At 41.8% G+C, this 14103-nt stretch carries 11 protein-coding genes; 9 read left to right on the top strand and 2 right to left on the bottom strand.

All coding sequences use genetic code 11. The features are described 5' to 3' along the window. Positions 1-162 precede the first annotated feature (162 nt). The 5 genes from ATE34_RS11230 to purB all read left to right on the top strand — a co-directional run bounded on the left by ATE34_RS11230 (position 163) and on the right by purB (position 4700). A complete protein-coding gene (locus ATE34_RS11230) occupies positions 163-279 on the top strand; it encodes a phosphoribosylaminoimidazole carboxylase (protein ID WP_084911526.1) in 117 nt (38 codons plus the stop codon). Between the two features lie 32 nt (positions 280-311). Next, a complete protein-coding gene (gene purE, locus ATE34_RS07855; RefSeq protein ID WP_084911524.1) occupies positions 312-803 on the top strand; it encodes a 5-(carboxyamino)imidazole ribonucleotide mutase in 492 nt (163 codons plus the stop codon). Beyond that, on the top strand, positions 790-1869 hold the full coding sequence (gene purK, locus ATE34_RS07850; protein ID WP_084911522.1) for a 5-(carboxyamino)imidazole ribonucleotide synthase: 1080 nt from the start codon (positions 790-792) through the stop codon (positions 1867-1869). The genes purE and purK overlap by 14 nt, the downstream gene beginning before the upstream one ends. 6 nt (positions 1870-1875) lie before the next feature. After that, the gene (locus tag ATE34_RS07845; RefSeq protein WP_142357487.1) at positions 1876-3306 is read left to right on the top strand and encodes a hypothetical protein; all 1431 of its coding nucleotides are present in this window, start codon (positions 1876-1878) and stop codon (positions 3304-3306) included. Positions 3307-3401: 95 nt separating this feature from the next. Next, positions 3402-4700: an adenylosuccinate lyase gene (gene purB / locus ATE34_RS07840; RefSeq protein ID WP_084911519.1), complete on the top strand. Its 1299-nt coding sequence runs from the start codon at positions 3402-3404 to the stop codon at positions 4698-4700. Positions 4701-4757: 57 nt separating this feature from the next. Here purB and strH read toward each other — a convergent pair whose 3' ends face one another. Both strH and ATE34_RS07830 read right to left on the bottom strand, forming a co-directional pair. After that, positions 4758-8759, bottom strand: coding sequence for an LPXTG-anchored beta-N-acetylhexosaminidase StrH (gene strH / locus ATE34_RS07835; RefSeq protein ID WP_084911518.1), 4002 nt, complete (start codon positions 8757-8759; stop codon positions 4758-4760). 302 nt (positions 8760-9061) lie between these two features. Next, positions 9062-9778 (bottom strand): GntR family transcriptional regulator, encoded by a 717-nt coding sequence (locus tag ATE34_RS07830; RefSeq protein ID WP_001007186.1) that lies wholly within the window; start codon positions 9776-9778, stop codon positions 9062-9064. A 322-nt stretch (positions 9779-10100) separates the two neighbouring features. On the opposite strand from ATE34_RS07830, the gene ATE34_RS07825 reads away from it, so the two are divergent. From ATE34_RS07825 to ATE34_RS07810, 4 genes are read left to right on the top strand one after another with little or no spacing between them, the layout of a single operon-like run. Then, a complete protein-coding gene (locus ATE34_RS07825) occupies positions 10101-11888 on the top strand; it encodes a glycoside hydrolase family 35 protein (RefSeq protein ID WP_084911516.1) in 1788 nt (595 codons plus the stop codon). Beyond that, the gene (locus ATE34_RS07820; RefSeq protein ID WP_000156965.1) at positions 11885-12361 is read left to right on the top strand and encodes a PTS sugar transporter subunit IIB; all 477 of its coding nucleotides are present in this window, start codon (positions 11885-11887) and stop codon (positions 12359-12361) included. The genes ATE34_RS07825 and ATE34_RS07820 overlap by 4 nt, the downstream gene beginning before the upstream one ends. Positions 12362-12387: 26 nt before the next feature. Beyond that, the gene (locus ATE34_RS07815) at positions 12388-13293 is read left to right on the top strand and encodes a PTS mannose/fructose/sorbose/N-acetylgalactosamine transporter subunit IIC (RefSeq protein WP_000616992.1); all 906 of its coding nucleotides are present in this window, start codon (positions 12388-12390) and stop codon (positions 13291-13293) included. Next, on the top strand, positions 13280-14101 hold the full coding sequence (locus ATE34_RS07810; protein WP_000185284.1) for a PTS system mannose/fructose/sorbose family transporter subunit IID: 822 nt from the start codon (positions 13280-13282) through the stop codon (positions 14099-14101). Before ATE34_RS07815 ends, ATE34_RS07810 begins: the two co-directional genes overlap by 14 nt. Positions 14102-14103 lie beyond the last annotated feature (2 nt).

Genomic DNA, 14103 nt, shown 5'->3' with positions numbered 1-14103 from the left:
TTGAGACCTTAGGCTCAAAGTTTAGGAATGAAACCGAAGGTTTGCTTCCGTCCCCACCACCTAAGACCATTATCAAAAAGAAAAATAAAAATTCACAAAATACGTTAATGGTCGTATGGTTTGTGAGCGTTAGCGAGCTAGTATAGAATAATTGTCGCCGTTGTGAAAGAACGATTGGATGATAATCCAATCGTTCAGGGAAATCGGAAGACCTTGGGCTTCCGATTTAGGCATGAGACACCTTTGGTGGCTGCTGCCGTCCCTCACAACTTAAGGTGATTGAAAAAAGAAAGGAAAGAAAAGGAAAAATTATGACTAAACCAATTATTTCCATCATCATGGGCTCAAAATCCGACTGGGCAACCATGCAAAAAACAGCAGAAGTCCTAGACCGCTTCGGTGTAGCCTACGAAAAGAAAGTTGTCTCTGCCCACCGCACACCTGATCTCATGTTCAAACATGCGGAGGAAGCTCGTAGCCGTGGCATCAAGGTTATCATCGCAGGCGCTGGAGGCGCAGCCCATTTGCCGGGAATGGTAGCAGCCAAAACTACCCTTCCAGTTATCGGCGTACCTGTCAAGTCACGCGCTCTCAGTGGTCTGGACTCGCTTTATTCGATTGTGCAGATGCCAGGTGGTGTGCCTGTTGCGACAATGGCTATTGGGGAAGCGGGAGCGACCAATGCGGCCCTCTTTGCCCTCCGTCTCCTTTCAGTAGAAGATCAGGCTATTGCGACAGCATTGGCAGATTTCGCAGAAGAACAAGGAAAAATCGCAGAGGAGTCTACAAATGAGCTCATCTAAAACAATCGGAATCATCGGTGGAGGTCAGCTGGGTCAGATGATGGCAATCTCAGCTATCTACATGGGCCATAAGGTTATTGCGTTGGACCCAGCTGCGGATTGCCCAGCTTCTCGTGTCGCGGAAATCATCGTGGCACCTTATAACGATGTGGATGCCCTTCGTCAGTTGGCAGAGCGTTGCGATGTCCTGACCTATGAGTTTGAAAATGTAGATGCTGACGGCTTGGATGCTGTTATCAAGGAGGGACAACTCCCTCAAGGGACAGACCTACTTCGCATTTCTCAAAATCGCATCTTTGAAAAGGACTTTCTCTCAAATAAGGCTCAAGTCACCGTGGCTCCTTACAAGATTGTGACCTCAAGCCAAGACTTGACAGATATCGACCTGTCGAAAAACTATGTCCTCAAGACCGCGACTGGTGGCTATGATGGGCATGGGCAGAAAATTATTCGTTCAGCAGAAGATTTGGAAGAAGCTTATGCATTAGCAGATTCAGCCGACTGTGTCTTGGAAGAATTTGTCAATTTTGACCTGGAAATTTCTGTCATCGTATCAGGAAATGGCAAGGACGTGACGGTTTTCCCAGTTCAGGAAAATATCCACCGCAACAACATTTTGTCTAAGACCATTGTCCCAGCACGCATTTCAGAAAGTCTAGCAGACAAGGCCAAAGCCATGGCAGTGCGAATAGCAGAACAACTGAACTTGTCTGGAACTCTCTGCGTGGAAATGTTTGCGACGGCTGACGACATCATTGTCAACGAGATTGCCCCCCGCCCACACAACTCAGGTCACTACTCAATCGAAGCCTGCGATTTTTCCCAGTTTGACACCCATCTTCTCGGCGTTCTCGGAGCCCCATTGCCAGCCGTCAAACTGCATGCCCCAGCTGTTATGCTCAATGTTCTCGGCCAGCATGTCAAGGTTGCTGAAAAATATGTCACAGAAAATCCAAGCGCCCACCTCCACATGTATGGTAAAATAGAAGCGAAGCACAACCGCAAGATGGGACATGTGACTTTGTTTAGTGATGCGCCGGATGGTGTGGATGAGTTTGGGGAGTAAGATTAAATGACGCGAAATGAATTTATCATATGTTTAACTTGTGGAGAGTGTATTAATTTAAGAATTCAGATGGGAAGTTATCCTGTTGATTTTGCTTTAAATTGTCCAAAGTGTAAAACAGAGATTAGTGGTAAAATTGAGTTTGAACCATTTGATATTAATTTGAACAACGCACAAGTTATCAATGAAGATACCCCTAACTACAAGGAATTAACCAATTTTCCAATATGGTGTTTGGAAATTTCTGCTGAGTTCCCCACAAAAAAAATGCATCTCAGAAAAGATATACTTGATGGCTTCTCACCATTCATGGCTCAAATGGTTCGTATGGATAAAAAGAATGATTTGACAGATTTAAAAAAAATGCAAGCAACAGGCAAATTTGCAGATTTTGTCAGAGAGAAAAAGTTAGATAATTTTGTACGATTATATAATTTGTATTGGAATCGACAAGATAAATATTTATATTCTGAATTAAAAAAGTTATTGCGAGAATATGAAGGATTGACACCAATAACAGATGTAAAAAATATCGCTGATGCCACAATGGTGTTACATCAGCTATTTCTGACGACTTCTGGTATTAGTATTATTCTTGGAGAAGATTCATTATCAGAATTTACAGAACTAAGCAAGCAAATATATAAACAAGAGCAAAAGAGAGAAGAATTGCTTAATTATATAGAATATATTGAGAGTAGATTGGATACCATTGAGAAGAGTGCTTTTGATAAAATTATAGCTTTTGCTAAAATTTCTCATATTCTAATTCCTGTAGTTACATTAATGAATATCAGAAATTTTGAGGATTTGGATCAAAAACAATATGGTATTTCAGTTGCTTATTTTAAAGAATTAAATGAATTTTATGCTTCGAGTTATGAATGGATTCTTGACAACATTAATATCGTTATAGCACTTAATAATATTTTTGAGAGAGAGAATTATAAGCAATGCTATAATGGGAAAGACTATATTGATGATTTAGAAAAAATTACTAATAAATATCAAAAAGTTAACCAACATACTCCAGAACAAGCGTATCTTAATATTTCTGAACAGTTTAGTAAACCTGTTAATAGTCTTAATAATAAAATTAGAAATGCTATACAACACTATAGTTCTCATGTAGATGTCGATAGTCATGAAATTATTTTTGAGGATAAATATGGAGGGAGAGTTAGACAAGAAAAATATTCTATTATTGATTTTGCGCAGTTATGTATAGTCAACCTTTCTCTTATATTTTATATATTAGAAATAATTTATACTTTTCGTAAATTAAAATTAATTACAGATGGAATAATACCTACAATTTACTGGATGAAAAGTGATGAGATTTCTAAAGTAATGTCAAATAATAAACCTGGGAGCAACAGAGAAAAGAAACTAAAAAAAAGAATAAGGAAAAAAAGAAAGGTAGCAAAAAGAAAATAATAGTAAGAGTTTACTATTCTGACGTTTTAATTCATATAAAAAGACTTATAGACTTTAATAAAAATTTAGGAAACAGTAAAAATAGGAGAAACAACATGATCAACCGTTACTCTCGCCCCGAAATGGCGAATATTTGGAGTGAAGAAAATAAATACCGTGCTTGGCTTGAGGTAGAAATCTTGGCTGACGAGGCATGGGCTGAGTTGGGGGAAATCCCTAAGGAAGATGTAGCTTTGATCCGTGAAAAAGCGGACTTTGATATAGACCGTATTTTGGAGATTGAGCAAGAGACGCGTCACGATGTGGTTGCCTTCACGCGTGCGGTTTCTGAGACGCTTGGTGAAGAGCGCAAGTGGGTTCACTATGGTTTGACCTCTACTGACGTGGTGGATACTGCCTATGGTTACCTCTACAAGCAGGCCAACGACATCATCCGTCGTGACCTTGAAAACTTCACAAACATCATCGCTGATAAGGCTAAGGAACACAAGTTCACTATCATGATGGGACGTACCCACGGTGTGCACGCTGAACCGACAACCTTTGGACTGAAATTGGCGACTTGGTACAGTGAAATGAAGCGTAATATCGAGCGTTTCGAGCATGCAGCTGCTGGTGTGGAAGCTGGTAAGATTTCTGGTGCGGTTGGGAACTTTGCCAACATTCCACCATTTGTAGAGCAATACGTCTGTGACAAATTGGGCATCCGTGCTCAGGAAATCTCTACACAGGTGCTTCCTCGTGACCTTCACGCTGAGTACTTTGCAGTTCTTGCTAGCATTGCAACTTCTATCGAACGCATGGCGACTGAGATCCGTGGTTTGCAGAAATCTGAGCAACGTGAAGTGGAAGAGTTCTTTGCTAAAGGTCAAAAAGGTTCATCGGCTATGCCTCACAAACGCAACCCAATCGGTTCTGAAAACATGACTGGTCTGGCGCGTGTTATCCGTGGTCACATGGTGACGGCCTATGAAAACGTCGCTCTCTGGCACGAACGTGACATTTCTCACTCATCAGCTGAGCGTATCATCACACCAGATACAACCATTTTAATCGACTACATGCTCAACCGTTTTGGAAACATCGTCAAGAACTTGACAGTCTTCCCAGAAAACATGATCCGCAACATGAACTCTACTTTTGGTTTGATCTTTAGCCAACGTGCCATGTTGACCTTGATTGAGAAAGGCATGACCCGTGAGCAAGCCTATGACCTGGTGCAACCGAAAACAGCCTACTCCTGGGACAACCAAGTAGACTTCAAACCGCTTCTGGAAGCCGATCCAGAAGTAACCTCACGTCTGACTCAAGAAGAAATCGATGAAATCTTCAACCCTGCATACTACACCAAACGAGTAGATGATATCTTTGAACGTGTCGGACTTGGTGACTAATCATAAAATAAAAAAGCGAGATTCAATCTCGCTTTTTTGTATTCTTGTCGAAGAGGTTTAATCTTCTTTTCTCTTAGTTAGTCCGTAGGCTGCTAGTGTGGCCATAAGTCCTGCTGCGACCAAACCTGCAGAGTCTTGACTTCCTGTTGCAGGGAGTTGTTTTTCATCTGCTTTGGCAGTAGTTGATGCAGTTGGCTCAGTTTTCTCAACGGCAGTGCCGACTTCAACAACTTGAGTGACCGTTTCCTGTGTTACCACGCTATTGACAAGCGTTCTTTCTTCTTTTCCATCAGCACTAGTGCTTACAGAGTAGAAGGCAGTACGGTGGCCGTTAGCCCCTTTAGTAACAACTTGCGTTTGTCCTTTTGGTAATTGAGGATTTTCACGTGTCACAGTAGTGAATGGAATTTCTTCCTCTTGGATATTCAGTCTTGGTTTTGTTTCTGCGGCTGGAGCAAGACCATGTTCGTCTCCTACATGGGTTACAAGGGTTCCGACTTCAATAACTTGGGTCACTGCTTCTTGAGTCACAAGGCTATCTACAAGAGTTTTCACTTCCTTACCGTCAGCACTAGTGCTCACCGAGTAGTAATGACTGCGACGACCGTTAGCGCCTTTAGTAACGACTTGAGTCTTCCCTTTGAGCAAGAGTGGATTTTCACGTGTCACAGTAGTGAACGGAATATCTTCTTCTTGGATATCCAGTCTTGGTTTCGCTTCGGCAGCTGGAGCAAGGCCACTTTCATCCCCTTTGTGGGTAATAGGGGCACCGATTTCAACCACTTGGGTCACAGGTTCTTTGGTTACTTGGCTATCTAGAACGGTTTCTGTTTGTTTACCATTTTCAGTAAGGACAGAGATGTAATGAGTGCGTTCGCCATCTACACCTGGTGTGACAATCTTTTCTTGCTTAGCTGTGAGGTTTGGATTTTCCTTCTTGATAACTTCAAATGGAATCTTTTCTGCTCTTGTGATGAGTTCCGGTTTGGTTTCAACATTGGCAGCTAGTTCATTTTCATCGAGGCTTCCTGAGTGAGTTGCCGCTGGTTTGAGGCCTAGGCGGGCTGCTTTGAGTTTAGCTACGAGAGCGTCTAACTCGGCTTGTTTGCTGCGGTTGAGGTTGTAGTTGAGAGCCTCTTTAGCTGCATTTAGAGCATCGAGACTTTCTTTGCTGTATCCTTCCAAGTTAGTAGGAATTTGAGCAAGCTCCTCACGGAGAGCATTGTAGTCAGCGCGGAAGTAGTCTTTGTTGTGATCTGCGAAGGCAGTCATGAGTTCAAAGATTTCTTCTTCCTTGTACTCAGCACTTGGTCTATCTGCCCAGATAGCAAGCATACTACCAATAGTAGGAAGGTCAACTTCAGGGTATTTAGTTGATGCTAGTTGATTAAATGGAGTTTTCTCGGTATTTTCGAGAGCTTTTTTGAGGAAGCCACCACCATCTTCTGGTTTTTGACCGAGAATGTAGTACCAGTCTCCGTTGGTATTAAGGAATTTATAGCCTTTACTTGCAAGGTACTGAGGAGATGCAAGGTTGTAGCCCCACCATCCTTTAGACCAGTAAGAGATGATGACATCCTTGTCAAACTCAACATCATCCTTGTCCTCGTAGTAGAAACCATCGTTGAAGGCCATTGGTTGAAGGCCTCTTTCTTTAGCCATAGCAGCAAGAGTGTTGGCATATTCAGCAAACTTGCCATAGAGTCCATACCATTTGAGGTAGTACCAGCCTTGAGCGTTGGTAGCGTCATTAGCGTATTCGTCTGTACCGTAGTTAAAGATCTTAGTCTTGCCTGCAAAGAAGTCCATGTACTTGCCGATGAGGGCTTTGACAAAGTTCATGGCTTCTTCGTTTTCAAGGTCCATGGTTGTTTTGGAGACTTTATCAAAATTAGCTTGAGGATTTGCGATACCTAATTTTTCCATAGCGACAAGCATGGCATCCATGTGACCTGGGCTGTTGATCGCTGGGATGAGTCCAATCCCTTTTGATTTTCCGTACTCGATCAATTCAGTGATTTCAGCCTGGCTAAGAGTGGTTCCGTTTGGATCATCGTAGTAAGCTTTTGTTCCTTCAATGATGGCATTTTTGACATCGTCACTTGCATAAGTTTTTCCGTTAGCAGTGATAGTCATATCATCAAGTAGGAAGCGAAGTCCATCATTTCCTAGGAGGAGATGCACATCAGAATATCCAAGTTCGCTAGCTTTATCAATGATACGTTTGAGTTGCTCAGCTGAGAAGTACTTGCGTCCGGCATCGATAGAAATCACCTTGTTCTTGGCAAGTTTTTCAACTTCGCGTTTCGCGTCTTCTTCTTTTTGAGCTTCTGGTGTGAAGGTCAAATTGCTAACAGCTTCTTGGAGTTTCGCGATTGCTTGGTCAATGGTGTCTTGTTGGGCACGGCTGAGGTTGCTATCGAGTGAGCGAATGGCTTTTTCAGCTTCTTTGACAGCTGCGACACTTTCTGCAGTATAGCGGTTAAGGTCTGTCGGGACTTCTTTCAGAGCTTGCTCAGCAGATTCATAGTCGGCAGCAAAGTATTCAGCATTGGCATTTGCGAAGCTACGCATGAGTTTGAAGAGGCGTGATGGTGAATAGCGTGCAGATGGAGTATCTGCCCAAGCAGCTACCATACCACCGATGAACGGAATATCTGCTCCTTCAGATTTTGGTACAGAAGTGATTGGAGTGTTCTTGATTCCATTGAGCCCTTGGTCCAGGTTGTACCAGCCTTGTCCGTCGGCATTTCGTCCGAGAACATAGTACCAAGCATCGTTGGTATTAAGAATTTGGTGACCTTTTTCAACTAGAAGTTTAGAAGAAGCGACGTCGTATCCGCCCCATCCACCAGTCCACATTGAAACGATAATGTCTTTGTCAAAAGTACCAGAACTAGTATCACTATTGTAGTAAATGCCATCGTTGAAAGCCATTGGCTTAAGGCCGTGAGATTTGACGATGTTAGCAAGGTCATTAGCGTAAGTGATGAATTTACTATATTTTCCTTGTGTTTGAAGGACAGTCCAACCTTTAGCATCAGTAGCGTCGTTGGCATATTCATCTAGTCCGATATTGAAAATATCAGTTTTTCCAGCAAAGTAAGCTGCATACTTGTCGATTAACGCTTTGGTAAATTCAACTGCTTCTTTGTTATCAAGGTCAACGGTACGGGCAGATTCTTTTCCCAAGTAATTGAAGTTCGGTTTTTGGATGCCTAGTTCTTTCATGGCATGCAAAATGGCATCCATGTGACCAGGGCTGTTTACAGTTGGGATGAGACCAATGCCTTTGTTTTTAGCATAGTTGATCAAGTCCGTCATCTGACTCTCTGTCAAATGGTTGCCGTTTGGATCCTTGTAGTAGGCATCGGTTCCGTTTTCAAGTGCACGTTTGACATCGTCACTTGCATAGGTTTTGCCATTGGCTTTGATGGTCATGTCATCTAGCATGAAACGCATGCCATCATTTCCAACTAGTAAATGAAGATCCGTATAGCCGTAGTGTTTAGCTTTGTCAATGATTTCCTTGAGTTGGTCTGGAGAAAAGTACTTGCGTCCAGCATCAATTGAGATCATTTTTCTTTTAGCCAGTTTTTCATTTACCTGAGGTGCTCGTTCAGTGTTAGGAGTAGTTGCTGCAGGTGTGGTTGCTTCATTTTTCTTTTCTGAAGGAGAGTTTTCTGCAGGAACTTCAGTTGGAGCAGGACTTTCTTTCTCAGCAGTAGGAGTTGGACTAGCATTTTCTGTCACAGCTGGTGCAGTTGTTTCTTCCGTTTTTGGAGTAACTGTATGAGGAGCCTCCGTGTCTTCTTTGACCTCCTCTTTTACAGGTTCTTCAGCCTTTTCTTCCAGTTTTTCTGGGGCCTTGGACTCTCCCGTCTCATCGGGTGTTTGCGGACTCTCCTGGACAGTTTGAACTGTTTCCTCAGCTGTTGGAGCCGGAGTAATCCCGTCGGCAGCTACGACTTGTGCGCTAAAAGCAAATCCTATAAGTACAGAAGCTGCTCCAACCGTGTATTTACGAATGGAGAAGCGCTGATTCTTTTCTAGTTTCATGACAAAACCTCCTTGTTGTTATCGCGTATGATAGCGTTTACATAAAACCAATTTTATTTTATTATCTAAGGGGTAAAATGTCAAGTGGGTTTATATAAGAACTATAATAAATAGAGGAAATCATAAGATTTAGGAGAGATTTGCTAATAAGGGATAAAACCGAGGAAAAACTAAACGAAATTTTACCTTGTTTTTAGTAAAAACGCTACTAATTAAATAAGAGTCCTCCATAGCGTTCTCACAACTTCTTTCTCGTGCTATAATGAATATAGAAAAAGCCTGAGCTAGGCTCAAGCTTTTTCTTAATGACCTCGATTACATGAGAGGAATTTAATTTTGTAGTAGTCTGCTCGCTTATACGTTTCACTATAGGCGAGGACTTGGCCAGTGGCCTCAAGTTTTGTAGTCTTCGTTTGGAAGACTGTTGGAAATTGCGTATCGATTCCAAGTACAGAAGCAACATGCTCTGGTGTTGGAAATGCGATTTCATTGATTTCCTCAAAATGTTCATCGTTCATGTGAATGCGGTAATCCAATTTGAAACGTTTATAGATAGAACTATAATAGTCAAGATTTGGATAGTTGGCATTGATGTATTGTTCAGGAATATAGGATGTGTGGTAGATGTAAGTTACGCCATTTGTTTGACGGGTACGTTCAATTTTGTAGTAGAACTGATCTCCACGTAATCCAAGTTTCTCTAGGTATTCAAGCTTGTTTCCGCGCTCGATAGAAAGGACAGTAACTTTATCATCTTTTGTTTCAAAGATTTCGACATCTGAAAATTCAACGAGTTTGTGCTTGCGGGCACGTGAAACGAAAGTCCCTTTCCCTTGTTGGCGGACAATATAGCCGTCTTTTGCAAGGTCATTCAAAGCACGTACAACAGTGATTGAACTAACATCATACATCGCGATCAATTCTGCTTCTGTATAAAATTTATCTCCACTTGCAAATTGACCAGAGATGATTTTGTTTTTTAATTCATCTTTAATATATTGGTATTTAGGAATAGCCATAAATTTCACCTCGATTCTCTTTCTCCAACCTTGATTTTACCACAAATACAGACAAAATAGTAGTATTTAGGTAAAAAAAATTAAAATAATAGACTAAAAATGTTATGTTACATGTAAAAAATTCCATTTTATAACCTTGTGAATTATCATACATTAAAATATCGCTTTCATGCTATTTTTAGATAATTTTGGTAAATAGTAAGTAAAAAAATAGAAAAATTTTAAAGAATTTTCTAAAACCTATTGACAAATGCAAAATATTTGATTATATTTAATATTATAATAAATGAAAGCGCAAACTTAATTCGTCAGAGGTGGTAACATGACAAGATTTAAAATTGAGGACGATTTCTATTTAGATGGGAAACCGTTCAAGATTTTGTCTGGCGCCATTCATTATTTTAGGATTCCAGCAGAGGATTGGTATCATTCTCTCTATAACTTAAAGGCGCTTGGCTTTAATACGGTCGAGACCTATGTGGCTTGGAATTTACATGAACCCGTTGAAGGGGAATTTGATTTTGAAGGTGCCAGAAATTTGGAGAGATTTCTTCAAATAGCACAAGATTTGGGTCTCTATGCCATTGTACGCCCGTCTCCATTTATCTGTGCGGAATGGGAATTTGGTGGCTTGCCGGCTTGGCTCTTGACCAAGGACATGCGAATCCGCTCGTCCGACCCGGCCTACATCGAGGCAGTTGCTCGCTATTATGACCAATTATTGCCAAGGCTTGTGCCTCGCTTGTTGGATAATGGCGGAAACATTCTCATGATGCAAGTCGAAAATGAATATGGTTCTTATGGAGAAGATAAGTCTTATCTACGAGCAATTCGGAAATTGATGGAAGAGCGAGGGATTGATTGCCCACTCTTTACTTCAGATGGCCCATGGAGGGCTACTCTGAAAGCCGGGACCTTGATCGAAGATGATCTCTTTGTGACAGGGAACTTCGGTTCTAAGGCTCCTTACAACTTTTCACAAATGCAAGAATTCTTTGATGAGCATGGCAAGAAATGGCCTCTCATGTGTATGGAATTCTGGGATGGTTGGTTCAACCGTTGGAAAGAACCCATCATCACACGCGATCCAAAAGAGTTGGCGGAAGCTGTTCGAGAGGTATTGGAGCAAGGCTCTATCAACCTTTACATGTTCCATGGTGGGACAAACTTTGGTTTCATGAATGGTTGCTCAGCTCGAGGAACTCTGGATTTACCACAAGTCACATCATACGACTATGATGCCCTTCTCGATGAAGAAGGAAATCCAACTGCTAAATATCTAGCAGTCAAGAAGATGATGGCAACACACTTCCCAGAGTATCCACAGTTGGAACCACTCTATAAGGAAAGCATGGAGATAGAGGCAGTTCCATTGGCCGAAAAAGTTTCCCTGTTTGAAACCCTGGATAGTCTCTCTAGTCCAACTGAAAGCCTCTATCCAAAGGCGATGGAAGAACTTGGTCAAAGCTATGGCTACCTTCTCTACCGCACTGAGGCAAGTTGGGATGCAGAAGAGGAACGCCTCCGTATCATCGATGGACGTGACCGAGCTCAACTCTTTGTAGATGGTCAATGGATTGCTACTCAATACCAGACAGAGATTGGTGAAGACATCTACTGTCAGGGAAACCGAGAAGGTTTTTCAGAGATTGATATCCTGATCGAAAATATGGGGCGTGTTAACTATGGACACAAGTTCTTAGCAGATACGCAACATAAAGGAATTCGTACAGGTGTCTGCAAAGATCTACATTTCTTACTGAATTGGAAACAATATCCACTTCCACTGGATAATCCTGAGAAAATTGATTTTTCAAAAGGATGGACAGAAGGACAACCAGCCTTTTACGCTTTCGACTTTACTGTTGAAGAGCCGAAGGATACCTACTTAGATTTGTCTGAGTTTGGTAAGGGAGTTGCCTTTGTCAACGGGCGTCACCTAGGGCGTTTCTGGAATGTCGGCCCGACCCTCTCACTTTATATCCCTCATAGCTATCTCAAGGAAGGTACTAACCGCATCATCATCTTTGAAACTGAGGGCGAATATAAAGAAGAGATCCATTTAACTCGTAAACCTACACTAAAACACATAAAGGGGGAAAACTTATGACAATTGTAGGATGCCGTATCGATGGACGTTTGATCCACGGTCAAGTAGCCAATCTTTGGGCTGGAAAACTAAATGTTTCACGCATTATGGTTGTAGACGACGAAGTTGTTAACAACGATATTGAAAAGAGTGGTTTGAAACTTGCGACACCACCAGGTGTGAAACTCAGTATCTTGCCAGTTGAGAAAGCAGCAGCCAATATCCTTGCTGGTAAATACGATAGCCAACGTCTCTTTATCGTTGCACGTAAACCAGACCGTTTCCTTGGTTTGGTCGAAGCAGGTGTTCCGCTTGAAACACTCAACGTCGGCAATATGTCTCAAACACCAGAAACTCGCTCTATCACACGTTCTATCAACGTAGTAGACAAGGATGTGGAAGATTTCCACAAACTAGCAGACAAAGGTGTGAAACTCACTGCTCAAATGGTTCCAAATGATCCAGTTTCAGACTTTTTGAGCTTATTAAAATAGGAAAAAATTTTTAGGAGGTCATTGTTATGATACAATGGTGGCAAATTTTACTTCTCACTTTGTACTCAGCTTATCAAATCTGTGATGAGTTGACAATCGTTTCATCTGCAGGTTCTCCTGTATTCGCTGGTTTTATTACTGGTTTGATCATGGGAGATGTGACAACTGGTTTGTTTATCGGTGGTAGCTTGCAGTTGTTCGTTCTCGGGGTTGGTACCTTCGGTGGTGCTTCTCGTATCGACGCAACTTCTGGTGCGGTTCTTGCAACAGCATTCTCTATCTCTCAAGGTATTGATACAGATCTTGCAATCACAACAATCGCTGTACCAGTAGCAGCACTTTTGACATACTTCGACGTTCTTGGACGTATGACAACTACTTTCTTTGCACACCGTATTGATGCTGCGATCGAACGCTTTGACTACAAAGGTATCGAACGCAACTACCTACTTGGTGCAGTGCCTTGGGCTCTTTCTCGTGCCCTTCCAGTATTCTTCGCTCTTGCTTTTGGTGGTGCTTTTGTACAATCAGTAGTAGACCTTGTTAAAGAATATCAATGGATTGCAGATGGTTTGACACTTGCAGGACGTATGCTTCCAGGTCTTGGATTTGCAATCTTGCTTCGTTACCTTCCAGTTAAACGTAACCTTCACTACCTTGCAATGGGATTTGGTTTGACAGCTATGTTGACTGTTCTTTACTCATATGTAACAGGTCTTGGTGGAGCTGTTGCGGGTATCCTTGGTACTCTTCCTGCTGATGTTGCTGAAAAGATTGGCTTTGCTAACAACTTCAAAGGTTTGTCTATGATCGGTGTTTCTATCGTAGGTATCTTCCTTGCAGTTGTTCACTTTAAGAACAGCCAAAAAGTAGCTGTAGCAGCACCTTCTACACCATCAGAAAGTGGGGAAATCGAAGATGACGAATTCTAATTACAAACTTACAAAAGAAGATTTTAATCAAATCAACAAACGTAGCTTGTTTACTTTCCAATTAGGTTGGAACTACGAACGTATGCAAGCTTCTGGTTACCTTTACATGATCTTGCCTCAATTGCGTAAAATGTATGGGGATGGAACTCCTGAATTGAAAGAAATGATGAAAGTTCATACTCAATTCTTCAATACTTCACCATTCTTCCACACAATTATCGCTGGTTTTGACCTTGCCATGGAAGAAAAAGATGGTGTGGGTTCAAAAGATGCCGTTAACGGTATTAAGACAGGTTTGATGGGACCATTTGCTCCTCTTGGAGATACAATCTTTGGTTCACTTGTACCTGCTATCATGGGATCTATCGCAGCAACTATGGCTATCGCCGGCCAACCATGGGGTATCTTCCTTTGGATCGCAGTTGCAGTTGCTTATGACATCTTCCGTTGGAAACAATTGGAATTTGCCTACAAAGAAGGGGTTAACCTTATCAACAACATGCAAAGTACTTTGACAGCTTTGATTGACGCTGCATCTGTACTTGGTGTCTTCATGATGGGTGCTCTTGTAGCAACAATGATCAACTTTGACATTTCTTACAAATTGCCAATCGGTGAAAAGATGATTGACTTCCAAGACATCTTGAACTCAATCTTCCCACGCTTGCTTCCAGCAATCTTTACTGCCTTTATCTTCTGGTTGCTTGGTAAGAAAGGTATGAACTCTACTAAAGCGATCGGTATCATTATCGTTCTTGCAGTAGGTCTTTCATTCATCGGTAAATTCTTGCTTGGAATGGGCGCATAATT

It is taken from the genome of Streptococcus oralis subsp. tigurinus, assembly GCF_002093545.1.
GTDB classification, from domain to species: Bacteria; Bacillota; Bacilli; order Lactobacillales; family Streptococcaceae; genus Streptococcus; species Streptococcus oralis_C.
The sequence above is the reverse complement of the archived record's forward strand: the minus strand, read 5'-3'. Positions and strand labels throughout refer to the sequence as shown.